This window comes from Cellulomonas sp., assembly GCF_017744555.1.
Lineage (GTDB): Bacteria > Actinomycetota > Actinomycetes > Actinomycetales > Cellulomonadaceae > Cellulomonas.
Genome location: NZ_JAGIBD010000015.1, coordinates 46510 through 70954 on the forward strand (window position 1 = coordinate 46510; position 24445 = coordinate 70954).

The 24445-nt window shown below is 74.6% G+C and carries 15 protein-coding genes; all 15 read left to right on the forward strand.

All coding sequences use genetic code 11. From position 1 onward, the window contains the following. Nucleotides 1-99 precede the first annotated feature (99 nt). The 15 genes from J7523_RS11610 (at nt 100) to J7523_RS11680 (ending at nt 24384) form a co-directional block, all read left to right on the forward strand. Nucleotides 100-1098, forward strand: coding sequence for a PhoH family protein (locus J7523_RS11610; protein ID WP_291886481.1), 999 nt, complete (start codon nt 100-102; stop codon nt 1096-1098). Nucleotides 1099-1102: 4 nt separating this feature from the next. Beyond that, nucleotides 1103-1555, forward strand: coding sequence for an rRNA maturation RNase YbeY (gene ybeY / locus J7523_RS11615; RefSeq protein ID WP_291886484.1), 453 nt, complete (start codon nt 1103-1105; stop codon nt 1553-1555). Then, nucleotides 1552-2853 carry a hemolysin family protein gene (locus J7523_RS11620; protein WP_291886487.1) on the forward strand — a complete coding sequence of 434 codons (1302 nt, stop codon included), beginning with the start codon at nt 1552-1554 and terminating at the stop codon, nt 2851-2853. Before ybeY ends, J7523_RS11620 begins: the two co-directional genes overlap by 4 nt. Next, nucleotides 2850-3764, forward strand: a complete 915-nt coding sequence (gene era, locus J7523_RS11625) for a GTPase Era (protein ID WP_291886491.1) — start codon at nt 2850-2852, stop codon at nt 3762-3764. Before J7523_RS11620 ends, era begins: the two co-directional genes overlap by 4 nt. Before the next feature lies 1 nt (nt 3765). Next, on the forward strand, nt 3766-5346 hold the full coding sequence (locus J7523_RS11630; protein ID WP_363266894.1) for an acyl-CoA thioester hydrolase/BAAT C-terminal domain-containing protein: 1581 nt from the start codon (nt 3766-3768) through the stop codon (nt 5344-5346). A 167-nt stretch (nt 5347-5513) separates the two neighbouring features. Continuing rightward, a complete protein-coding gene (locus J7523_RS11635) occupies nt 5514-6470 on the forward strand; it encodes a protein phosphatase 2C domain-containing protein (protein WP_291886494.1) in 957 nt (318 codons plus the stop codon). After that, nucleotides 6467-7966 (forward strand): FHA domain-containing protein, encoded by a 1500-nt coding sequence (locus tag J7523_RS11640; protein WP_291886497.1) that lies wholly within the window; start codon nt 6467-6469, stop codon nt 7964-7966. The genes J7523_RS11635 and J7523_RS11640 overlap by 4 nt, the downstream gene beginning before the upstream one ends. After that, nucleotides 7963-9558 (forward strand): serine/threonine-protein kinase, encoded by a 1596-nt coding sequence (locus tag J7523_RS11645; RefSeq protein WP_291886500.1) that lies wholly within the window; start codon nt 7963-7965, stop codon nt 9556-9558. Before J7523_RS11640 ends, J7523_RS11645 begins: the two co-directional genes overlap by 4 nt. Next, nucleotides 9555-15599 carry a fibronectin type III domain-containing protein gene (locus J7523_RS11650; RefSeq protein ID WP_291886503.1) on the forward strand — a complete coding sequence of 2015 codons (6045 nt, stop codon included), beginning with the start codon at nt 9555-9557 and terminating at the stop codon, nt 15597-15599. The genes J7523_RS11645 and J7523_RS11650 overlap by 4 nt, the downstream gene beginning before the upstream one ends. Nucleotides 15600-15638: 39 nt before the next feature. After that, the gene (locus tag J7523_RS11655) at nt 15639-16598 is read left to right on the forward strand and encodes a MoxR family ATPase (protein WP_291886506.1); all 960 of its coding nucleotides are present in this window, start codon (nt 15639-15641) and stop codon (nt 16596-16598) included. Between the two features lie 2 nt (nt 16599-16600). After that, nucleotides 16601-17749: a DUF58 domain-containing protein gene (locus tag J7523_RS11660; protein ID WP_291886508.1), complete on the forward strand. Its 1149-nt coding sequence runs from the start codon at nt 16601-16603 to the stop codon at nt 17747-17749. After that, nucleotides 17746-20124 carry a transglutaminase domain-containing protein gene (locus J7523_RS11665; protein ID WP_291886511.1) on the forward strand — a complete coding sequence of 793 codons (2379 nt, stop codon included), beginning with the start codon at nt 17746-17748 and terminating at the stop codon, nt 20122-20124. Before J7523_RS11660 ends, J7523_RS11665 begins: the two co-directional genes overlap by 4 nt. 29 nt (nt 20125-20153) lie before the next feature. Beyond that, nucleotides 20154-21362, forward strand: coding sequence for an RDD family protein (locus J7523_RS11670; RefSeq protein WP_291886513.1), 1209 nt, complete (start codon nt 20154-20156; stop codon nt 21360-21362). A gap of 10 nt (nt 21363-21372) precedes the next feature. Further along, on the forward strand, nt 21373-22845 hold the full coding sequence (locus tag J7523_RS11675; protein ID WP_291886515.1) for a PQQ-binding-like beta-propeller repeat protein: 1473 nt from the start codon (nt 21373-21375) through the stop codon (nt 22843-22845). A 48-nt stretch (nt 22846-22893) separates the two neighbouring features. Then, a complete protein-coding gene (locus tag J7523_RS11680; RefSeq protein ID WP_291886517.1) occupies nt 22894-24384 on the forward strand; it encodes a PQQ-binding-like beta-propeller repeat protein in 1491 nt (496 codons plus the stop codon). Nucleotides 24385-24445: the final 61 nt, after the last annotated feature.

Consider the following 24445-nt stretch of genomic DNA (forward strand, 5'->3'; position numbering starts at 1 on the left):
GTCCGTCCATCATGGACGCGTCGGCGACGTCGACCCAGGCACCACGCGGCAGGACCACACACCGCTCGACCGAAGGAGCGCACGGCGTACGCCGAGCACATGACGCAGCCGACACCAGCCCCTCAGCACACCGGTGCGCCCGCGCGCGTCGAGCACCGGATCAGTGTTCCCGCCGACGTCTCGATGGTCGAGCTGCTCGGGCTGCGCGACGAGGTGCTCCGCGCCATCGAGGAAGGCTTCACCACGGTCGACGTGCACGTCCGCGGCAACGAGGTCACGCTCGCCGGACCCGTCGGTGACGTCGCGCTCGTCGCGCGCCTCGTCGACGAGCTCGTCGAGATGGCCGCCGGCGGCACGCCCCTGACGCCCGACGTCGTGACCAGGTCCGTCGCGATGCTCGCCGCCGGGTCGACCACGCGGCCCGCGGACGTCCTCACGTTCAACATCCTGTCGTCGCGCGGCCGCACGATCCGGCCGAAGACTGCCGGGCAGAAGGAGTACGTCGACGCGATCGACCGGCACACCGTGACGTTCGGCATCGGGCCCGCCGGCACCGGCAAGACGTACCTCGCGATGGCGAAGGCCGTGCAGGCGCTGCAGGAGCGGCGGGTGAACCGGATCGTGCTGACGCGTCCGGCCGTCGAGGCAGGGGAGCGGCTCGGGTTCCTGCCCGGCTCGCTGTCCGAGAAGATCGACCCGTACCTGCGGCCGTTGTACGACGCGCTGCACGACATGGTCGACCCGGAGTCGATCCCGAAGCTCATGGAGGCGGGCACCATCGAGGTCGCCCCGCTCGCCTACATGCGCGGCCGCACCCTCAACGACTCGTTCATCATCCTCGACGAGGCGCAGAACACCTCCGTCGAGCAGATGAAGATGTTCCTCACGCGCCTGGGCTTCGGGTCGAAGGTCGTCGTGACCGGCGACGTGACGCAGGTGGACCTCCCGTCGGGGACCACGTCCGGCCTGCGCGTCGTGGAGCAGATCCTCAGCGGTGTCGACGACGTCGAGTTCTGCCGCCTGACGTCGTCGGACGTGGTCCGGCACCGCCTGGTCAGCGACATCATCGACGCGTACGCGCGCTGGGACAGGAGCTGACACCGTGAGCATCGAGGTCAACAACGAGTCGGGGTTCGACGTCGACGAGGCGGAGTTCGCGGCGCTCGCGCGCTACGTGCTCGACGAGATGCACGTGCACCCGCAGACCGACCTGTCGATCCTGCTGGTCGGCACGGACGTCATGACGGACCTGCACGTCAAGTGGATGGACGAGCCCGGCCCGACGGACGTGCTGTCCTTCCCGATGGACGAGCTGCGGCCCGGCCGTGACGGCGAGCCGACGCCCGCGGGCCTGCTCGGCGACGTCGTGCTGTGCCCCGAGGTCGCCGCGCAGCAGGCCCGCACGGCGGGGCACTCGACCGCCGAGGAGCTCCTGCTGCTCACCACCCACGGCATCCTGCACCTGCTCGGGTACGACCACGTCGAGCCGGACGAGGAGAAGGAGATGTTCGCGCTGCAGCGACGGCTGCTGCTGACGTTCCTGGCCGGTCGATGAGCGACGAGCCCGTCGCGCTGCTGGTCCTGCTCGCGGTGCTCGGCATCGCGGGAGCGGCCGCGCTGTCCGCCGGCGAGGTCGCGGTCAACCGCGTCTCGCGGGCCGCGGTCACCGAGCTCGTGGCCGAGCGGCACCCGGCCGCGAACCGGGTCCGGGCGCTCGTCGAGCACCCCGTGCGGGTCACCGCCGCGGCGTCGTTCGTGCGGCTGCTGCTCGAGATGACGGCCACCGTCTGCATCGTGCTCGCCGTCGCGGCGGGGTCGTGGGAGTGGTGGGTCGTGCTGATCGTCTCCGTCGCCCTCTGCGGGCTCGTCGCGTTCGTGTTCGTCCGGGTCAGCCCGCGCAGCCTCGGCCGCCGGCACCCGGTGCGCACGCTCACGCTGCTGTCCCGTCCGCTCACGGCGGCGACCGCGGTCGCGGGGCGCGTGGGCCGGGCCGCGAGCACCCCCGGCGGGTCCGCCGAGGAGGAAGAGGAAGAGCTGCGCGACATGGTGCAGCGCGTGAGCGAGTCCGAGGCGATCGAGGACGAGGAGCGCGAGATGTTCCGCTCGGTCCTCGAGCTCGGCGACACGCTCACGCGCGAGGTCATGGTGCCGCGCACCGACATGGTGACGACGTCGGCGGACACGCCGCTGCGCAAGGCCCTCGCGCTGCTGCTGCGGTCGGGCTTCTCCCGGGTGCCGGTGGTCGGGGAGTCCGTCGACGACATGCGCGGCGTGCTGTACCTCAAGGACATCGTGCAGCGCCTCACCCGCGGCATCGACGACGGGCTCGACGATCCCGCCTCCTCGCTCGCCCGGCCCGCGGTGTTCGTGCCCGAGTCGAAGCCCGTCGACGACCTGCTGCGCGAGCTGCAGGCCGGTGCGTCGCACCTCGCGCTCGTGGTCGACGAGTACGGCGGGATCGCAGGGCTCGTCACCATCGAGGACGCGCTCGAGGAGATCGTCGGGGAGCTCACCGACGAGCACGACCCGAGCGCCCCCGTGGTCGAGCAGGTCGCCGACGGCCTGTACCGCGTGCCCGCGCGGTTCGGTCGCGACGAGCTGGGCGAGCTGTTCGGGATCGAGGTCGACGACGAGGACGTCGACACCGCCGGCGGTCTGCTGGCCAAGGCGCTGGGTAAGGTTCCCCTGCCGGGGTCGGAGGGCGAGATCCACGGGCTGCACCTCGTCGCCGACCGCGCGGAAGGGCGCCGCCGCAGGCTCGCGACCGTCCTGGTCGACCTGGTCGAGCCGCACCCGCCCGCGCAGGACGACCCGGCACGCATCACGAACGAGAACCACGGAGCCGCACGATGACCTTCCGCTCAGGATTCGCCTGCTTCGTCGGCCGGCCCAACGCCGGCAAGTCGACGCTGACGAACGCCCTCGTGGGGCAGAAGGTCGCGATCACGTCCGGCCGCCCGCAGACGACGCGGCACACCGTGCGCGGCATCGTGCACCGGCCCGACGCGCAGCTCGTGCTCGTCGACACGCCCGGCCTGCACCGCCCGCGCACGCTGCTGGGCGAGCGGCTCAACGACCTCGTCAAGGACACGCTCACCGAGGTCGACGTCGTCGGGTTCTGCCTGCCGGCCGACCAGAAGGTCGGCCCGGGCGACCGGTTCATCGCCGACCAGCTCGCCGAGCTCGCGCGCGACGGGCGGGGCACGCCCGTGGTGGCGATCGTCACGAAGGCGGACCTCGTCGGCAAGGGACGGCTCGCCGAGCATCTCCTGGCCGTCTCGAAGCTGGGCGAGTGGGCGGACATCGTGCCGGTGTCGGCGACCTCCGGGTACCAGGTGAAGGTGCTCGAGGACGTGCTCGTCGGCCACCTGGCCGAGGGGCCGGCGCTCTACCCCGACGGCGAGCTCACGGACGAGCCGGAGGCCGTCATGGTCGCCGAGCTGGTGCGGGAGGCCGCGCTCGAGGGCGTGCACGACGAGCTGCCGCACTCGCTGGCCGTCGTCGTCGACGAGATCGTGCCGCGCGACGAGCCGTCGAGCGACGGGCGCCCGTTCCTCGACGTCCGGGTGCACCTGTTCGTGGAGCGCGACAGCCAGAAGGCGATCATCATCGGCAAGGGCGGCTCCCGGCTGCGGGACGTCGGCAGCCAGGCCCGCCGCGGCATCGAGGCGCTGCTCGGCGCGCGCGTCTACCTCGACCTGCACGTGAAGGTCGCGAAGGACTGGCAGCGCGATCCGAAGCAGCTCGGACGGCTGGGGTTCTGACGTGCTGCGCAGCGAGCGGAGCATCCGGGTGCGGCGCAGGCTCGCACGGGCCACGCACGTCGCGTCGGGCCCGTACCGCCTGGTCGCGAGCACCGCGCTCGGCGTCGTCGCGCTCGCGGTGCTGGGCGCCGTCATGGGTCCGCAGTGGGACCCCGTCCCGCTCGAGGACCCGCTGCCCGTGACCTCGACGTCGACCGCGATCGGCGACGCGCCGGCGCTGAAGAAGTACGACGTGCGCACGTCGGTCGTCGACGTCCGGCTCGACGACGGCACCACGGTCCAGGCGCAGATCAGCGAGCCCGTCGGCCTGGACGGGCCGGCCCCCGGGGTCGTGTTCGTGCACGGCGCCGGCACGGGCAAGTACACGATCGCGTTCCTCGCGCAGGCGCGTGCCCTCGCCGAGTCGGGTGTCGTGGCGATGGTGCCGAACAAGCGGCTCGACACGTACACGACCCGGCACCGCGACTACGTGCAGATGGCGCACGACTACGACGCGTCCGTCGACGTGCTGCGCCGCCACGAGGGCGTCGACCCCGACCGGGTCGGCGTGTACGCCGAGAGCGAGGGCGGCTGGATCGCCCCGGTCATGGCGACGATCGACCCGCGCATCGGCTTCGTCGTGCTCGTGTCGTCGCCCGTGGTGCCGCCGCGTGAGCAGGCCGCGTTCGCGGTCGACTCCTACCTGCGCAACACCGGCGTGCCGCAGGAGGTGTTCCGGGCCATCCCGCGCGCCGTCGGCATGTCGCTGCCCGGCGGCGGGTTCGAGTACGCCGACTTCGACGTCACGCCGTACCAGCGGCAGCTCACGCAGCCTGTCCTCATGGTCTACGGCACGGGCGACGCGTCGATGCCGGTGCTGCAGGGTGCCGAGCAGCTCATCGGCGACGCGGCGGTCAACGGCGACACCGAGGTGACGGTCCGCTACTACGAGGGGGCGAACCACGGCATCCGCGTCGACGGTGTCGTGTCCGCGACGTTCCTGCGGGACCTGTCCGGGTGGGTGCTCGGGCTGCCGGCCACCGCGAACGCGGCCCCGCGCGTCGCGGGAGCGACACCCGAGCAGACGTACGTCGCCGCGCCCGTGCCGGAGCCGCGCTGGCTGGGCGACGGCGACATCGTCGTGGGCACCGTGCTCGGGTCCGTCGCGCTGCTGGTCCTCGGCCCGCTGCTCGTGCTGCTCGCCCGGGGCGCGGAGCTCGTGGGCCCCGGGCGGCGGCGACCGGTCGAGCAGCGCCCCCGGTTCGCCGCCGGTGTCCCGTGGCGGCTGACCGGGCTCGGTGCGGGTGCGCTCGCGACTGTCGTCGGGCTCGCCTGGTACCTCGTGTCGATCGCGCGGCTCGCGCTCGACTACGAGCGGAACGACTGGATCGTGCGGGGCGGCTGGGTCGCCGTGCGGGTGCTCGGGGTCGCGGCGGTCGTCGCCGCGGTGCTCCTCATGCAGCGCGTGCACGAGCTCCACGTCGCCGAGCGCGTCGCCGCCGGCGGCGTCGTCCGCAAGCTGGCGTTCGGCGCGGTCGCGGCCGGGTCGACGGTCCTGCTCGTCGTGCTCGCCTACTGGGGGGTGTTCCAGCTCGGCATCTGACCTCGGGTATCTCGCGCGACGGTGCTCGCACCTCCCGCGTGACGGACATGTGCCCACCAAACGGGCGCGGGTGTGACCTGGGTGCTCAGGTAGGGCACGATGTGCGCCGATGCTTTCCACGGGGCCCCGACGGCGGGGTCCGCGGTGGTGAGTGATGAGGGGGTCGCGTGCGCACGTCGTGGGGCTCCGCGACCGATCGCGGGCTCGTGCGAGAGGTCAACGAGGACGCGCTCCTCGCCTACCCGCCTGTCTTCCTCGTCGCGGACGGGATGGGTGGTCACGACGCGGGCGACTTGGCGAGCCGGATCGCCGTCGAGGAGTTCGCGCAGCTGGCCGGGCAGCCCGCCGCGACGGCCGACGACGTGCACGCGTGCTTCACGCGCACGGCCGGGCGGATCCGCGGCGAGTTCACCGGGGGACGTCAGGGCGGCACGACCGTCGCGGGCGTGGCCGTCACCGAGCACGACGGCGGTGCGTACTGGCTCGTGTTCAACGTCGGCGACTCGCGCGTGTACCGCTGGTCGGACGGCGCGCTCGAGCAGGTGAGCGTCGACCACTCGGTCGTGCAGGAGCTCCTCGACCTCGGGGAGATCGACGAGGCCGGTGCCGCGCAGCACCCCGACCGGCACGTGCTCACGCGCGCGCTCGGCACGGGTGACGCGCCCGAGCCCGACTACTGGCTGCTGCCCGCGGGGCTCGACGACCGGCTCCTGATCTGCACCGACGGCCTCACGCGCGAGGTGCAGGACGACGACATCGCGGTCGCGCTGGCCGGGCACGAGGACGCGCAGGACGCCGCGGCCGCCCTCGTGGGCCTCGCGCTCGACCGCGGCGCGCGCGACAACGTCAGCGTCGTCGTGGTCGACGTCGCGACGTCGGCCGGCGCGCACGACGACGTGCACATCACCGTGCCCCGCGCCGGCGCCGAGCTCGGCGCGCACCAGTGGGACGAGATGCTCAACGGCGCGACCGTGCCGCGGCCGTCGCGTCCCCGAGGACCTGTGTTCCCCGTGACGACCCCGACCCCTGCCCGAGGCATCGACCGGCTGCGGAGGGGCGAGCGGGCGACGCCGCCCGACGAGCCCCGCGACGAGAGCACACCACCCGAGGAGACCCGGCCATGACCGTTCCCGAGTACACCACCGGCGACCGCACGGCCGTCGTCCGGCCCGGGTTCGTCGCGCTCGTCGGGCCCGGGGTCGACGACGACGCGGTCCGCGCGCTGTGGGACGCGGCCGGCGACGGTGTCGTCGGCGCGCTCGCCGTGCTCGCACGCGACGGCCTGACGGGCCTGCCGTCCTTCGCGCTCGTGGCCGTGACCGGCCGGCGCGTGCACGTCGCGCTGCGGGGCGACGTCGAGGTCGTGCTGACCGGCGAGTCCGACCAGGTGCTGCACGCGGGCGAGGTCAGCACGTGGAGCGAGCGGACCGTCGACGGCGTCGCCGAGGTCAGCCTGCGCGTCTCCGGCGTCGAGGCCGACGGCTCCGCCCTGCCCGTCACGGACGGTGTCGTGCGGGCCGCCGAGGTGTGGGTCGCGCTGGAGGACGTCGAGGTGCCGCCCGTCGTGGACGACGCGCCCGTCGCCGCACTGCCGGCCGTCCCCGCAGCGCCGGCGGTGGTCGTCGCGCCCGCCGTGATCGACGTGCCGGTGCTCGACGCGCCTGCGCTCGACGTGCCGGTGCTCGACGCGCCTGTGCCCGACGGGCCTCAGCTCGACGTACCGGAGCTCGACGTGCCTGGGCCCGACCGGCCGACGGTGCCCGAGGACGAGGAAGCCGCGGGCGTCGCTCTCGTCGACGCGTCCGCGCCCGCCGAGGAGGAGTCGCCGGTCGAGGACCTCCGCGCGGACGAGCCCGCCGAGCCGGTGCAGGACCCGGAGCCCGACGTCGCCGACGAGCCCGAGCCCGTCAGCAGCTGGTCCGGCGAGACCGACCCCACCGGGGACGACGACGTCCCGGCTGCCGGCGACGAGCTGCTCGACGACGGACCGGGCGCGGCCGACCTCGCGGAGGTCGTCGCGGCGGCGGAGTCGTTCCTCGCCGGTCCGCGGCACGCCGCACCCCACCGGGTCATCGACGTCCCGGACGCCCTCGACGTCCCGCGCGCCGCAGAACCGACCGCTGCCGCCCCCACGGCGGAACCGACGCTGGGCGCGGCCTCCGCCGACGACCACGACGGCCTGACGATCCTGTCGAGCGACCTCGCGGCGATCCGCGACCAGCTCCCGTCGTGGGCGTCGGACGAGGTCCCCGGCCCGTTCGCCGTGCCGGCAGCGGTCGAGCCGGCGCGGATCGTGCTGTCCACGGGCCTCGTCGTGAGCCTCGACCGGGCCGTGCTGCTCGGTCGTGCGCCGCAGGTGGCCCGCGTGACGAACCGCGAGCTGCCGCGTCTCGTCACGGTGCCCAGCCCGCAGCAGGACATCTCCCGCACGCACGCCGAGGTCCGCGCGGAGGGTGACCACGTGCTCGTCACCGACCTGGACTCGACGAACGGCGTGCACGTCTCGCGCCCGGGCGAGGGCGCGCGTCGGCTGCACCCCGGCGAGGCGAGCGTCGTGGGCGCCGGCGAGGTCGTCGACCTCGGCGACGGCGTGACGTTCACCGTGGAGCGGGGTTCGTGACCGCACGCCGCGAAGCCTCGACGCCGCCCCGCCTCCCGGGGTACGAGTACGTGCGCGTGCTCGGACTCGGGGGGTTCGCGGACGTCTTCCTGTACGAGCAGGAGCTCCCGCGGCGGGAGGTCGCGGTCAAGGTGCTCCTGGCGGGCAGCCTCGACGACGACGTGCGCAGCCGTTTCCAGACCGAGGCCAACCTCATGGCCCGGCTCTCGCACCACCCCTCGATCGTCACGATCCATCAGGCCGACATCGCGGCCGACGGGCGTCCGTACCTCGTCATGGAGTACTGCTCGCGGCCCGGCCTGGCCGAGCGGTACCGCCAGGAGCGGATCTCGGTCGCCGAGTCGCTGCGCATCGGCATCCGGCTGTCCGCGGCCATCGAGACGGCGCACCGTGCGGGCATCCTGCACCGCGACATCAAGCCCGCGAACGTCCTCACCACCGACTTCGGCTGGCCCGCGCTCACCGACTTCGGGATCGCGGCGACGACCGGAGGCGTGGGCGCGACCGTCGGGATGTCGATCCCGTGGTCGCCGCCCGAGCTGCTCGGCGAGCACCCCACGGGTGACGAGCGGTCGGACGTCTACTCGCTCGCGGCGACGATCTACTCGCTGCTCGCCGGCCGGACCCCGTTCGAGATCCCCGGCGGCCAGAACGGGGCGCAGCAGCTGGTCGCGCGCATCGAGCGCAGCCCGCTGCCGCCCACGGGGCGCGACGACGTGCCGTACGACCTGCAGGCGCTCCTCGAGCGGGCGATGTCGAAGCATCCCGCGCGCCGGCACCCGTCGGCCGCGGCCGTCGGCCGTGCGCTGCAGCAGATCGAGGCCGACCTGCGCCTGCCGGTGACGCCGCTGGACCTGCTCGACGACCTCGACGAGACCGCTCCACCCGCGACGATCACCGCCCCGGACGCGCCCGAACGTGACGACGCCACGCGGCTGCGCTCGATCGTGACCGTCCAGCCGACCGTCCCGACGCCGCCGCCTCCTGCCCCCGTCGTGCGCGTCGCGCCGCCCGTGGTCGCGACGACGCCGGGGGACGACGACGCGACCCGCCTGCGCCCGGTCGTCACGGTCGCCCCCGTCACCGACACACGCACGGCGAACCCGTCGCCCGAGGCCGTGCCCCTCGTCGTCGACCCCGGCGACCCGCGGCGTGCCCGCGGCGCTCGCCGCACGCGCCTCGTCGTGGGCTCGGTCTCCGCGCTCGTCGTGGCCGGCGCCGCCGTCGCGATCGCGCTCAACGCGTCCGACGACGACCCGGGGACCTCGACGCCGCCCGGCGCGACGCAGGACTTCACGGACGGCACGCAGGACGACGACGGCGCCGACGCGCCGGTCCCGTCGCCGCACTCGCTCGCGGGCACCCGCCAGGCCGACGGGTCCGTGGTGTTCACGTGGGAGAACCCGGCGCCGCAGGACGGCGACCGCTACCTGTGGGGCGTGCTGAGCGCCACGGGCGAGCCCACGCTGGAGATCGTCGACGTGCCGACCGTGACGGTCCCGGCGGCGTCGGGCGAGGTCTGCATCGAGGTGTCGATCGTCCGGGCCAACCGGCAGGCGTCGGCGACCCCGGCCCAGGGGTGCGCACCGTGAGCTGGCAGGCGCTGAGGTCCCGGACCACGAAGACCGCCGCCGTGGTGACGGTGCCCGTGGTCGTCGCCGTGCTGGCGCTCGTGCACCCGGGCTTCCCGCTCGCGCGCCTCGACCTCAACGACGGCGCGGTCTGGCTGACCGCGACGAGCCAGCTCAAGGTCGGCCGGTTCAACGTGCCGGTCGAGGAGCTCAACGCGGGTCTCGTGACCGACGGTGCCGCGTTCGACGTGCTGCAGGACGAGGGTGACGTGCTGCTCGCCGAGCAGGACACGGTCTCGGTCGTGGACCCGGCGAACGTCGAGCTGACCACGCCGGTCGCCGCTCCGGGCATGGTGCCGTCGATGGCGGCCGGCACCGTGGCCCTCGTCGACGACGCGGGCGACGCGTGGATCCGCCCCTTCGCGCGCTTCGGCGGCCTGAGCGTGGCGCAGGAGCGGCCGGACCTCGCGCTCGGCGACGGCGGCGCCGTCGTGGTCGCGCGTTCCGGTGCGGCGTTCGGCGTCGCGCCGAAGGACGGTGCCGTCACTCGGGTCGAGGTGTCGTCCGGCGAACCGCAGCTCGAGGAGGTCGGGTCGGTCGGCGCGGGGGACGTCGACCAGCTGACGGCCGTCGGCGACGAGCCCGTCGTCCTGTCGGGCAGCACGCTGCGCACCCTGCACGGCACCGTCGAGCTCACCGGCGAGGGCCTCACGCTGCAGCAGCCCGGCCCCGAGGCGTCGAGCGTGCTGGTCGCGAGCCGGACGGCGCTGCTCGAGGTGCCCCTCGGGGGCGGCGAGGTCGTCGAGCACGAGACCGGTGGCGACGGCGCCCCGGCGGCCCCCGTGCGCGTGGGGCGGTGCGCACACGGCGCGTGGGCGTCGTCGCAGGGGTCCTACGCGGAGCTGTGCGACGGCAAGGACCCGCGCGTCGAGAACCTCCAGGACATGTCGTCGTCCGACGTCCTGAAGTTCCGCGTCAACCGGCAGATGGTCGTGCTCAACGACACGCTGCGTGGCCGCCTCTGGATGCCGTTGCAGGACACGGACCTGCGGGTGCCCAACTGGAAGGACATCGTCCCGGAGGAGGAGCCCGAGGAGTCGGACGAGGAGTCCGAGAGCCCGGACACCACCCAGGAGCTCGTCACCGAGTGCACCGACCAGTCGGCGCCGCCCACCGCGGCGGACGACGACTTCGGGGTGCGGCCCGGCCGGACCACGATCCTGCCGGTCATCGACAACGACTCGTCGTCCGACTGCGGCATCCTCGCGATCTCCCAGTTCGACCCGGTGCCGGCGGAGTTCGGTCACCTGGAGTCGATCTACGGCGGCCGCGCACTGCAGGTCGTCGTCGCGTCGGGCGCCACCGGCACCGTCGACATCACCTACACGATCACCGACGGGCGTGGCCAGAGCCCGCCGTCGACCGCGCACGTGCGGCTCACCGTCCGCGGTGACGGAGAGCAGGGCGCTCCCGTCCAGATCCGCACCGGGTCGGTCGAGGTCGAGCAGGGCGGTCAGGTCGAGCACGACGCGCTGGCCGACTTCGTCGACCCCGACGGCGACGACCTGCTGCTCGTCGGCGCGACGGCCGACCCGTCCGCGGGCTCGGTGCAGTTCCGCCAGGACGGCGCCGTGACGTTCAAGGCGGACGGCACGAACCTCGGCACCACGCGCGTGACGCTGCAGGTGTCGGACGGCACGCAGACCGTCGACGGCACCCTCGACGTCCAGGTGCGTCCCACCGGCTCGCTCAAGCCTCAGATCGACCCCGTGCACGCCGTGACGTACGTCAACCAGCCGGTCACCGTGAACCCGCTCGGCGCCGTCCGCAGCACGGGTCGCGAGCCCGCGCGGCTCGCGAGCGTGGACGACGTCGTGGGCGCGACGGTCGACGCGGACCTCACCGCGGGCACCTTCACGTTCCAGGCGGCCCGCGCCGGCACCTACTACGTGCCGTTCGTCATCGCGGCGCCGCCCCAGCAGGCCACGGGCCTGGCACGCGTCGACGTGCGCGAGTGGCCCGAGCAGGCCGAGCCGCCCGTCGCCGTCCGCGACCTGGCGCTCCTGCCCGCCGGCGGCGAGGTGACGGTCGATCCCCTCGACAACGACAGCGACCCCGCGGGCAAGGTGCTCGTGCTGCTCTCGGTCGACGGCGGCGACGCCGCGGGCCTGAAGGTCGCCGTCCTCGACCACCACCTCGTGCAGGTCCGCGCCCAGCGCACGCTCGACGGTCCGGTCGCGCTGCGGTACGTGGTGTCGAACGGCGCCGCCGAGGCCGTCGGCGAGATCGTCGTCCACCCCGTGCCGCCCGCCGCGACGTCGCAGCCCCCGGTCGTCAAGGACGTCGAGGTGAGCGTGCGCACCGGGGGCGTCGTGACCATCCCGGTGCTGGACTCGGCGTACGACCCCGACGGCGACCACCTCACGCTCGAGCGCCAGCTCGCCGAGCCCCTCGGTCCCGGTGAGGGCCTGCTCTTCGTCTCGGGCGACGTGCTGCGGTACCAGGCGCCGGACTCCCCGTTGACCGCCCACGCGACGTTCTCGGTCCGGGACGCGACGGGCAACCAGACCGCCGCCCAGGTCACGGTGCGCGTGCACGCCTCGGACGCGGCGACGAAGGCCCCGCCGCGGCCGCGCGACCTCGTGGGGCGCGTGTTCGCCGGTGACACGGTCCGCATCGACGTCCCCCTCGTCGGGATCGACCCCGACGGCGACGGGGTCACGCTGCTCGGCGTCGCGCAGGCGCCCGTGCACGGTCGCGTCACGACAGTCGGCGCCGACTACCTGCTCTACGAGTCGCTCCCGGGCGAGTCCGGGACCGACACGTTCACGTACGCGGTCGAGGACTGGGCAGGTCAGCGCGCCGTCGCGACGATCCGCGTCGGCATCGCCAAGCGGCCCACGGGGGCGGCGAGCGTGGTCGCGCGTGACGACGCGGTCACCGTGCGGCCCGGTCAGACGATCGAGGTCCGGGTGCTGGCCAACGACGTCGACTCCAGCGGTGCCGAGCTCGGGCTCGCGTCGGAGCTCGAGATGCCGGAGGGCACGGACGCCAAGGTCGACAGCCGGCGGATCATCGTGCACGCGCCGGACGAGCCGACCGTCATCCAGATCGCGTACACCGCGCAGAACGCCCGCGGCGGTCGCGACTCGGCCATCCTCACGATCACGGTCACGGACGACGCCCCGGTGCTGCCACCGATCGCGCGCGACGTCGTGGTCCCGGCGACCGACACGATCGGACGGTCCGACGTCTCCGTCGACGTGCTGGCCGTCGCGCAGAACCCCAGCGGTCCGCTGAGCGACCTCGAGGTGTCCGTGCCGAAGGCGGTCGCCGACGTCGCGCAGGTCACGCCCGACGGCCACGTGCTCGTCACGCTCGTCGACCACACCCAGACGCTGCCCTACCTGCTGACCAACACGACCGCACCGGAGGCGACGTCGGCCTCGTCGTACGCGTTCATCACGGTGCCGGCGCTCGGGTTCTTCCCCCCGACGGTGCGGCGCAACGCGCCCGAGCTGCGCGTCGCCACGGGTGAGAAGCTCGTCATCCCGCTCGACGAGCAGGTCAAGGTCGCGCCCGGAAAGCAGGCATCGGTCAAGGACCCGGCCGGGGTCACGGCCACGAAGTCGGACGGCACGGTCCTGGTGGCGGACGACCACACGCTGCAGTTCACGTCCGCGCCCGGCTACGCGGGTCCCGCGTCGATCTCGCTCGAGGTCACCGACGCCGCGGGGCCCGGCGACACGAGCGCGAACTCGTCGTTCATCACGCTGCCCATCGAGGTGTACGCGGTCGACGACCACCCGCCCACGTTCACGCCGTCGACGATCGACGTCGCTCCCGGCGAGGCGCCGATCTCGGTGGACCTGCGCTCGTTCACGACCGGCCCCGAGGGCCAGACCTCGAACGACGACCGGTACACGTACCAGGTCGCCTCCGCGATCCCGGACGGCTTCGTGGTCGACCTCGACAAGAGCGTCCTCAAGGTGTCTGCGGACGTCCACACCCCGAAGGGCCGCACCGACGAGCTCAAGCTCCGGATCGGCTACGGGCGCACGGGCTCGCTCGACGCGACCGTCGCGCTGCGCGTCATCGCGAGCACGCGTGCGGTGGCCCGCGTCGACGCCCAGGAGCAGACGGGCGTCGAAGGCCGTGAGACGACGTTCGACGTGCTCGCGCACGCCTGGAACCCGTTCCCCGAGCCGCTCTCGGTCATCAACGCGACCGTGGAGACGCCCGGGGCGGGCACGGCGACGACGTCCGGCGGCTCCGTGAACGTCCGGCCGGCCGTCGGGTTCATCGGCCGCATGGTCACGCGGGTGCGCGTCCGCGACGTCACGGGCGACCCCGACCGCGAGGTCGAGGCGCGCATGACCGTCGTGGTCCGGGGGCGCCCGGCCCAGCCGAACGCGCCGAGGGTCCTCGAGGTGCGGGACCGGACGGTCGTGCTCCAGTGGGACGCCCCCGACAACCGGGGCGCCGAGATCACGGGGTACAAGGTCGTCGCGAGCCCGGGCGGCATCGTCCGGCAGTGCGCGAGCACCACGTGCACGATCGACAACCTCACCAACGACGTCGAGTACACGTTCACCGTCGCGGCGCAGAACGCGGTCGACCTGTCCGACCCGAGCAGCCCGTCCGCGCCGGCCCGCCCGGACGCCGTACCGGACGCGCCGGGTGCACCGACGCTCGAGTTCGGCGACAAGTCGATCACCGCGACGTGGACGCAGCCGACGTCGCCCGGGTCGCCCGTCACCAGCTACACGGTCGAGATCTCGCCGCTCCCTGTCGCGGGGGTGGGCTCGATGACCGTGGCGTCGCCGCGCGCGACGTTCACGGGCCTGCGCAACGGCACGGCGTACACGGTCCGGGTACGTGCCCACAACAAGGCGCCCGACCCGAGCTCGTGGGGCCCCTTCTCGCAGCCCATGGCACCCGCGGCGGTGCCCGACCCCCCGGCGGTGACCGCGACCCGCAGCACGACCGGCTGGTTCGGCGACGCCCGCATCGACGTCGCGTGGACGCCGCCGGCGAACAACGGCGACGCGATCCAAGGTTACGAGGTGTCCGTCGACGGCGGCGCGCCCGTGGCGCTCGGTGCCGACGTCACGACGTTTGCGATCGCGCCGGCGCAGCGGGGTCACCAGTACCAGGTCACGGTCCGCGCCAGGAACAAGGCGGGCTGGTCCGGGTACGGGTCGACGACCGGTGAGAGCTGGAGCGCGCCGACCGCACCCCAGGCCGTCACGCTCGCCGTCCCCGCGGGCGACGCGCCCGGCTGGGGCCAGGGGCGCGTCGACCTCACGTGGCAGGCGCCCGCGGAGACCGGCGGTGCGGGCATCACGATCGCCCGCTACGTCGTCACGGGTCCGGGGTACAGCACCGAGGTGCCCGGGTCCGCCCGGTCGCTGCGCATCGAGGGCCTCGCGGCGGGCACCGCCGGTCCGTACACCGTGACGGCCGTGAGCTCGCGCGACCTGCCGAGCGACCCGGCGTCGTCGAACACCATCGCGGTCCGGACCGCGCCGCAGAAGCCTGTCGCGTCCGCCTCGAGCGCCGGCGTGGACCAGGTGAACCTTGCGTTCTCGGACGGCGCCGACGGCGGCTCGGCGATCACGGCCCGCGAGTACGACGTCAACGGGACCGTCACGACGACGCGGCCCGACTCGCCGTACACGTCGTCCACGCGGGTCGACGCGCGGTTCCGCGTGCGCAACGCGATCGGCTGGAGCGAGTGGTCGGACACGGCGTCCGCGCAGCCGGGCCAGCCGACGGCCCCCGGCGCCCCGACGATCAGCGTCACCGCGGGGTCGCCGGCCGGCACCGTGACGTTCTCGTGGACCGCGCCCGACAGCGACGGCGGGCGTTCGATCAGCCGGTACGACTGGCAGGTCGTCTCGGCCGTCGACGGGCGCTCGCTCGCCGACGGCCGCACCAACGGCACGCCGTCGCCGGTCACGGTCGAGGACCTCGACGCCGGTGACGTGCTCATCCGGGTCACCGCCCGCAACTCCGTCGGCAGCGGACCTCCCGCCGAGGCCCGCGCCACCGTCAGCTGACCAGCCCGCACACCCCCTGCACCAAGGAGAACCCCCGTCATGACCCCCGAGCAGAGCACGTGGTTCGCGGAGACCTTCGACGCGCTCGTCTCGAACGTCGGGCAGGCGCTGCTCGGCAAGGAGCGCACCGTCCGCCTCGCCCTCACGGCGATGATCGCCGAGGGGCACCTGCTGCTCGAGGACGCTCCCGGGACGGGCAAGACGTCGCTCGCGAAGGCGCTGGCCGCGACCGTGCAGGGCACGCAGCACCGGATCCAGTTCACGCCCGACCTGCTGCCCTCGGACGTCACGGGCGTGACGATCTACGACCAGAGCACCCACCGGTTCGACTTCCACCCCGGGCCGATCTTCGCGTCGGTGGTCCTGGCCGACGAGATCAACCGGGCGTCGCCGAAGACGCAGGCGGCGCTCCTCGAGGTCATGGAGGAGGGCAACGTCACGGTCGACGGCGTGACCCACCCCGTGGGCCGTCCGTTCATGGTGATCGCGACGCAGAACCCCATCGAGCAGGCGGGCACGTACCGGCTGCCGGAGGCGCAGCTCGACCGGTTCCTCATCAAGACGTCGCTCGGGTACCCGGACCGCGCGTCGGCGGTCGAGATCCTCGCGGGCGCCAAGGACCGCACGACGAACCTGCAGCCGCGCATCACCACGCAGGCCGTCGGCACGATGGCCGACATCGCGCTCACGGTGCACGTCGACGCGACGGTGCTCGACTACGTCGCACGGCTCACCGAGGCGACGCGCGACGACCCGCAGACCGCGCTCGGCGCGAGCGTGCGTGGCGGTCTGGCGCTCGTGCGCTGCGCCAAGGTGTGGGCCGCGTCGCAGGGCCGCGACTACGTGATCCCCGACGACGTCAAGGACCTGGCTCAGCCCGTGCTCGCGCACCGTCTGGTGCTCGACAGCGAGGCGGAGTTCGCGGGCGTCAAGGCCGGCGACGTCCTCGAGCGGATCCTCGAGCACACCGCGCCGCCGGTGCTGCGGGCGGCGGTCTGAGCGTGAGCCTGCGCATCTCCCCGCTCGGCTGGGGCGTGGCCGCGGTCGCCGTGGTCGCGCTCGTGCTGGGCCGTCGCTTCGGGTGGCTGGAAGCCGCGGCGCTGGGTGCTGCCCTGGCCGCGGTGGTGGTCGTGGCGCTCCTGCTCACGACGGGCCGCAGCCGCTACGAGGTGCGCCTCGACATGGCGGACCGGCGCGTGCGGATCGGGGAGCGGGCCGTCGGTCGCGTCGAGGTGCGCAACGTCGGCCGCCGGCGCGCGCTGCCGTCCCGCATCGAGCTGCCGGTGGGTGCGGCCGTCGCCGACCTCGGTGTGCCGGCGCTGGCCGCGGGCGCGACGCACGACGAGCTGTTCGCGATCCCGACGTCGCGGCGGGCCGTGGTCGTGGTGGGACCCGTCCGCTCGGTCCGTGGCGACCCGTTCGGGCTGGCCCGCCGCAGCGTGGTGTGGACGCAGCCCGTCGACCTGTACGTGCACCCGCTGCTCGTCTCGCTCGCAGGCGCGAGCTCGGGCCTGCTGCGCGACCTCGAGGGCCAGTCGACCCGCGACCTGTCGGACTCCGACCTGTCGTTCCACGCGCTGCGGGACTACGTGGCGGGCGACGACCGCCGGTACATCCACTGGAGGACGACCGCCCGTCGCGGCAGCCTCATGGTGAAGCAGTTCGAGGACACCCGCCGCACGCAGACGGCGCTCGTGCTGGCCACGGACCCGCGGGACTACGCGGACGACGACGAGTTCGAGCTGGCCGTGTCGGTGCTGGCGTCGGTGGGCGTGCAGACGATCCGGGAGGAGCGCGACCTGGCCGTCCTCGCCGGGCCGGGGTCGCTGCGCGTGCAGACGCCCGCCCTCCTGCTCGACGACTGCTCGGGCCTCGCGGTCGCACCGAGCGGAGCGGGTGCGGCGCTGCTCGGTCGGCGGGTGGCCCGTGAGGCCCCCGACGCGTCGGTCGCGATGCTCGTGACCGGCTCCGTCCCGGCGGAGTCCGACCTGCGCCTCGGCGCACGGCACGTCGCGACGGGCACGCGGACCGTCGTGGTGCGGTGCGAGCGGGGTGCCGAGGTGGCGGTCCGGACGCAGGGCTCGCTGAGCCTCGCGACGATCGGCACCCTGGACGACCTGCCGCGGCTGATGCGCCGGGTGGTCGCGTGACCGCCACGGCCACCGCCGCCACCCGCGAGGCGACAGCGACCCGCGCGGCGACCGCGTCGCGCGCCGGCACCGCGCGCCCGCGCACCACCCCCCAGTCGGTCGTCGACGTGCTGTGCCTCGTCGGCTGCCTGGCCCTCGTCCTCACCCCGCTGCTCGCCGTGCACGGCGGCACGTCGGCGCTCCCGGCGGTGGCGGGCGGCCTGGTGCTCGGGACCGCTGTCGCTGTCGCCTCCGCGGCCTGGCGGTGGTCGGCGGTCACCACGGTCGCCGCCGTGATCGCCGTCTACGCGCTGGCGGGCGGGCCGCTCGCCGCGCCCACGACGCTCGACGGCGTGCTCCCGACGCGCGCGACGCTGACGGCGCTCGTCACCGGCCCCGCCGCCGCGTGGAAGCAGGTGCTGACGCTCCAGCCCCCGGTCGGCTCGACGGGCTCGCTGCTCGTCGCCGCCCTGCTGCTCGCGCTCGTCGGCTCGGCGACCGCGCTCGCGCTGACCCTGCGCGTCGAGCGTCGCTCGGCGGCGACGACCGCGGCGCTCGTGCCGGTCGTGGTCATGGTCGTCGTGATCGTCCTCGGTACGCGGAACCCGACCGTGCCGCCCGTGCTCACCGGGACGGTGCTCGCGCTCGTCCTGCTGCCGTGGGCGGCCGCCCGGTCCGGGGCGTTCCGCGTCCGCCGGGTCGTCGCGTCGGGCCTGCTGCTGACGGTCGCCGGCGCGGCCGCGGTCGCGGGTGCGCCGTTCGTCGTGGGCGACACGCCGCGTCTGGTGGTGCGCGACGAGATCGTGCCGCCGTTCGACCCCCGCGACTACCCGAGCCCGCTGGCGGCGTTCCGCCAGTTCACGAAGCAGGAGGAGGACACGACCCTCTTCACGGTCGAAGGCCTGCCCGCGGGGGGCCGCGTCCGGCTCGCCACGATGGACCGCTACGACGGTGTCGTGTGGAACGTCGCCGGTGACGGGAGCGCCGAGGCGTCGGGCGAGTTCCGCCGGGTCGGCGAGGACCTCGAGCCGTCGGTGCGCGGCGACGAGGCGCACGTGTCGTTCACGGTGGAGGGGCTGCGAGGCGTGTGGCTCCCGACGGTCGGCGAGGCCCGGTCGATCAGGGTCGACGACCCGGATGCGGCCGCCGGCCTCCGGTACAACGACGCGACAGGGGGAGCGGTCCTCACCGGAGGCGTGCACAAGGGCCTGCGCTACACCGCCGACGTGGTGGTCCCGAGGACGCCCGACGACGAGGAGATCGGCCGTGCGCCGGCGGAGCCTGTGCCCCAGCCGACGGTCGTCGGCCCACCCGACGCCGTCAAGACGACCGCGACCGACGTCGCGCGGGACGCCGGCAGCCCGGTCGGAATCGCACGCGCGCTGACGCGGTGGCTGTCGGAGGAGGGGTACTTCAGCCACGGCAACGTCGAGGCGGGCGACTTCCCCTCGCTGTCCGGGCACGGCGCGGACCGGATCACGTCGTTGCTCGCCGGCGACGTCATGGTTGGCGACGGCGAGCAGTACGCCGCGGCGCTCGCGCTCCTCGCCCGCGAGATGGGCCTGCCCGCGCGTGTGGTGCTGGGCTTCATCCCGGAGTCTGCGGGGCAGGAGGGGCCGGTCGAGGTCCGCGGCAAGGACGTGCAGGCGTGGGTCGAGATCGCGTTCGCCGGCGAGGGGTGGGTGCCGTTCGACCCGACGCCGCCGCGCACGCAGACGCCGCAGGAGGACGTCGAGCAGAAGCCCACGCAGCCGGATCCGCAGGTCGTGCAGCCGCCGCCGGCGCCGCCCGCCGTCGTGAACCCGCCCGACGAGGACACCGAGCAGCCGAACAACGACACCGACGACGACCAGGGCACCGGTGACCCGCTGTGGCGCCGGGTGGCCGAGGTGGCGGGCGTCGTCTCGATCCCGCTCGTGCTGCTCGCCGCGCCGTTCGTGGTCGTCGGTGCGCTCAAGGCCCGGCGCCGCCGCCGGCGCCGGCGGGCGCCCGACTCGGTCGTCCGGGTCGCAGGCGGCTGGGACGAGGTCCTCGACGCCGCGCGCGACCTGCGACGGCCGGCGCCGCCGACCGCGACCCGTCTGGAGTCCGCGCACGCGCTCGCGTCCTCGTTCGCGGACGGCGACGCGGACCACGCGGCGACCGTGCGGACCGCCGTGCGGGACCTGGCCCGTTCGGCCGACCACGCCGTGTTCGGCCAGGGGTCGCCCGACGACCGGACCGCGGCGGCGTACTGGACGCAGGTCGAGGCCGCCGTCTCGGCGATGCGCAGCGGGGTCGGCTGGCGCCGGCGGCTGCGCTCCCGCGTCTCGACGGCGTCGCTGCGGCACCGTCGCCGTCAGCGCCGCGACGCTCGCCGCGGGCGCGGTCCGGGCGGCCGCCGAGGCACGTCATGACCCCCACCACGCCACCCGACGGAGCACCCGTGCCGCACCACCTCCACGCGCCGTCCGTCGACGACGCCGCCCTCGCCACGCTCGGGCGCCGCGCCGTCGCGTACCTCGTCGACCAGGCGGTCGTCCTGCTGCTCGGCGGCTGGGTGGTGGCGCGCGCGTGGCTGAGCTGGGTCGCCGACCTGAGGGCCGCGTCCGCCGCCGGCACGGGTGCGCTAGTCGCTCCGTCGGGCCCGGCGCTGCTCGTCGGGTCGCTCCTGGTCGCCGCGGTCCTCGTGGTCCAGTGGGTGACCCTCGCACGTCGCGGCTGGACGGTCGGCCGGCTCGCCACGGGCATCCGGACGCTCGACGTCGAGTCCCGCCTGCCGATCGGCCTGTCGCGGGTGCTGGGCCGCGGCCTGGTGCTCCTCGCGGGGTCGCTCGCGTGCGGCGTCGGCCTGCTGCTGGTTCTCGTGTCGCCGCTGCTCGACCGGACCGGCCGTCGCCGTGGCTGGCTCGACCTGGCCGCGCGCGACGAGGTGCTCGACGTGCGCGCAGGAGTCGCCGCCGAGCGTGCCGCGGCGCTCGCGGTGCCGGTGGCAGCGCCGTGGCCGCCGGACGGCAACGACCTCGTCGAGCCCCGCGTCACCACCGCCGCCGTCCCGGTGTGGGCGGGCCCGACGCCGGGAGCCGCCACGGCGCAGCTCGACGCGTGGCTCGACGAGGGCGCGCAGCCGTCGCTCGTGCTCGCCCCGCTCGCACCGCAGCGCAGCGGGCCCGACCTCGACACGCGCGCCGTCCCGATCGTCCGGCAGCTCGCCGAACCCGTCGGGCTCGACCCCGACGTCGAGGTGACGCGCCGTGCCGCACCGCGCGGGGACGTCGTCGCGGACCGCCCCGCGAGCGGTGCGCTCCCGCCGGCGAGCGCGGAGATCGAGCTGTCCGACGGCCGTCTGCTCACGATCGACCGGACGGCGCTGGTGGGACGCAACCCTGCGGCCGACGTCGACGTGCAGCTGATCCGCGTCGTCGACCCGGCCAGGTCGGTGTCGAAGACACACCTGCAGATCGGCGTCGAGCCGGGCGGCGTGTGGATCGCCGACCGCGGCTCGACGAACGGCACGGTGGTGACCCTGCCGGACGGCGGCCAGGTGGTGTGCGGGGTGGACCAGCAGGTGCGGCTGCGCGTGGGGTCGACCGTGACGTTCGGTGACTGCTCGCTGCGGCTCGTCAGGGCCCCTGGCCTGCCCGGTTTGTCCTAGGCTCGACACCATGACGGGCAGGCGTCCCGCTGCGAGGATGCAGCAGATCGAGGTCGACGACCCCGACCTCGAGGGCGCCCCGGCACTCGACCCGCACGACAACGGCTGGCCCCACCACGGGGCCGCGTACCGTGGCGGTTCCGACGACGGCACCCGGTCGCCAGTCCGTACGCGTCGGCGCCGGTGGTGGTGGGTGGCCGCGGCAGTCCTGGCCCTGGCCGTGGCCGCCACCGCGCTCGTCAGCGCGGCCCGCGACCGGGCCTACGTCGCGCGTGTCGGTGCGGTGCCGGGCCTGGTCCGGCCGCTCGACGGTGCGCCGACCGTGGCGTGGCGGGCTCCCGGCGTCCCGGACGCCGACGGCGTCGTCGCCTCGGGTGACGCTCTCGTGCTCGTCAGCGAGACCCTCGAGGGCTGGGTCGCGACGTCGCACGACGCGGCCACGGGTGCGGCGCGGTGGTCGGCGACGCTCGGACCGCCGCAGCGGGCGGGGTTCGAGAGCAGCGCGGCGTGGTGCCCGTCGGACGGCGGCGACGTCGGCCCGACGATCCTGTGCCTCGTGACCCGGCCGGGCGTGCTGTACTCGCGCGCCGCGATCGGCGAGCCGCCGGTGCGCACACGGGTCGTCGCGCTGTCGGCGTCGCACGGCACCCGGCTGGGCGCCTGGGAGGTCCCGCAGAGCATGGTGGGTGCCGACCGGGTCGGCGACGACCTCGTCGTCGGCTGGGTCGACGAGGGCCGCGTCATGGTCGAGCGCCGCGACGGGGTCACGGGCAACGCAGTGTGGCGGTACCGGAGTCCGAGCCTGCTGCCCGTCGCCGGCTCGGGCGGGACGGCGAGCGTCCGGGTGGACGGCGCGGTCGTCGTGGTCGACGACGGGTCGACGGCGGTGCTCGACGGCGCGGACGGCGACGTGCTGCTGACGGGCCCCCGTTTCCGCGGGCTGCAGGTCGCCTCGGTCGGCGACCACTTCGCGACGTGGGCCTCCGTCGGGGGTGGCCACATGTACGACCGCGACGGCGAGACCCTGTACGACGTGCCGGGCCTGCCCGTGCGGGCGCTCGTCGACGACGGGAGCACCGACGACGTCGTGGTGCTCGACGACGGCAAGTCGCTGTCCGCGATCGATGCCGGCACCGGCGAGCCGCGCTGGTCGGTCGAGCAGGCGCTCGACGTGCAGTCCGTCGTGGCGCACCGGCTGCTCGTGTCCGGCCTCACCCACTACGGCGTCGTCGACGCGGGCGACGGTAAGCAGAAGTGGTCGTTCGACGTGGGGCAGCAGGTCCCGTGGCTGCCGATCTCGGACGGCAGCCTCGTGCTGGGACCGGCGATCGACGACGCGGGTGCGCCGATGCTGGTCGGTCTCGGGCTGGACGACGGCACCCGGTTCTGGGCGGTGTCGCTGCCGTCGCACGTCCAGCGGGTCGTCGGCGTGGGCGGTCGGCTCGTCGTCCAGACCGCGACGGAGACCGTCGTCCTGCACTGAGCCACGGGCCGGGGCGGCGTCGTCGGGCATGCGGTCTACCGTGGGCCCATGAGGCCCGCGAGCCTCGGTGCCCCCATGCAGTCCGTCGTCGTGGACGAGGTCGACGCCGACGGTGCCGCGGACGTGCGCCCGGCGCCGTCGCGCTGGCAGGACGAGGGTCGCCGGCTCGGCGGCTGGGCGCTGCGCCGCCCGCTGCTCGCGGCGCTGACGCTGGCCGCGCTCGTCGGTCTGGTCGTCGCGTTCGGCCTGGTCACGCCCGCGATGGTCACGGCGCAGGAGCGTCGGCACGTGCTGGCGGCCGCGGCCTTCCCCGGCGCGGTGCAGGAGCTCGACGCCGGGCCGGCCGTCCGCTGGTCGGTGCCGTTCGACGAGACGGTGCCGCCGCTGCTCGTCGGCGACACGGTCGTCGTGGTCGACGGCCCGGACCTGCAGCACCGGTCTCTCGTCGGCGTCGACGTCGTCACCGGGGCGCAGCGGTGGACGGTCCCGCTCGCGGCCGACCCGTCACCGACGCAGGTGCGGTGCCACGAGCTCGGTGGCCGGCTGGTGTGCCTCGCGGGTGAGGGCCCCCCTCCGGACCAGCGCGACCTCGCCCCGGGTGAGCTGCCGCCCGCGCCGGCGCCCGCCGCGCTGCTCGTGGTGGACGCACGCACCGGAGACGTGCTCGCGTCGCACCACGTCGAGGGCCGGGTGGTCGCGGCCACCACCCTGGGCGACGACGTCGTGGTCGCGACGTACTGGTGGGGCGCGTTCGCGGTGCGCCGGATCGACCCGATGAGCGCGGAGGTCGTCTGGGAGCGCCGCGACGGTGCCGCGATCACGGTGCCGGCCGTGGGTGACGTGACGCTGCGGGTGGGCGGCGGCCTCGTCGTCGCGACCGTGAGCGGGTCCACGCTGGTGCTGCGCGCCGCGACGGGTGAGCAGGTGCGGCCCGCGCACCGCACGGCGGGCACCGACGAGACGCGCATGCTCGAGGACGGGACGCTCGTGCGGACGCGGTACCGGCTCGAGGCGGTCGGGGTCGACGTGATGTCGGAGCTGTCGACGGGTGAGGGGCAGCCGTGGCTCACGGCCCGGGGCGTCCCCGTCGAGCCCGAGGTCGACGACCACCTGTCCGGGCTCGTCTTCACGTCGGGTGCCCTCGCGGGCGGCCCGCTCGTGGGGCGGGTGAGTGCGTACCGGCCGGGTCGCGAGGAACCCTTGTGGCGCGCGTTCGCGCCTGCGCGGGAGATTGCCGCGGTCGTCGACGACCGCGTCGTGCTCCGGGTCGCGGGCGCGCTCGTCGGGATCGACGAGCGCACCGGCGTGCAGATGTGGCGCCGGACGTTCGGCCTGGGGCTCGGCCGGGCGTTCACGGACGGCGTGCACCTGCTGCTCGAGCGGACGACGCCGGAAGAGGGGGCGACGCTCGTGGCGCTCGACCTTGAGACCGGGCGGATCGACTGGACGGCGCCGTTGCCCGACGGGTCGAGCCGGGTCCTGCAGCTCGGCGGCCACCTGTACGCGACGGGTGACGGCCGGCTCGTCGCGCTCCGCTGACGCCGGACGGTGCGCGGCGTGTCTTGCCGCGCGGACCGGCTTGCAGACCTGCGCGTCCACG

What these genes read in the sequence shown, in the direction of transcription:
- J7523_RS11610 (WP_291886481.1), top strand. Translation starts at nt 100, where the DNA reads ATGACGCAGCCGACACCAGCCCCTCAGCACACCGGTGCGCCCGCGCGC.
- J7523_RS11620 (WP_291886487.1), top strand. Translation starts at nt 1,552, where the DNA reads ATGAGCGACGAGCCCGTCGCGCTGCTGGTCCTGCTCGCGGTGCTCGGC.
- era (WP_291886491.1), top strand. Translation starts at nt 2,850, where the DNA reads ATGACCTTCCGCTCAGGATTCGCCTGCTTCGTCGGCCGGCCCAACGCC.
- J7523_RS11640 (WP_291886497.1), top strand. Translation starts at nt 6,467, where the DNA reads ATGACCGTTCCCGAGTACACCACCGGCGACCGCACGGCCGTCGTCCGG.
- J7523_RS11655 (WP_291886506.1), top strand. Translation starts at nt 15,639, where the DNA reads ATGACCCCCGAGCAGAGCACGTGGTTCGCGGAGACCTTCGACGCGCTC.
- J7523_RS11675 (WP_291886515.1), top strand. Translation starts at nt 21,373, where the DNA reads ATGACGGGCAGGCGTCCCGCTGCGAGGATGCAGCAGATCGAGGTCGAC.
- J7523_RS11680 (WP_291886517.1), top strand. Translation starts at nt 22,894, where the DNA reads ATGAGGCCCGCGAGCCTCGGTGCCCCCATGCAGTCCGTCGTCGTGGAC.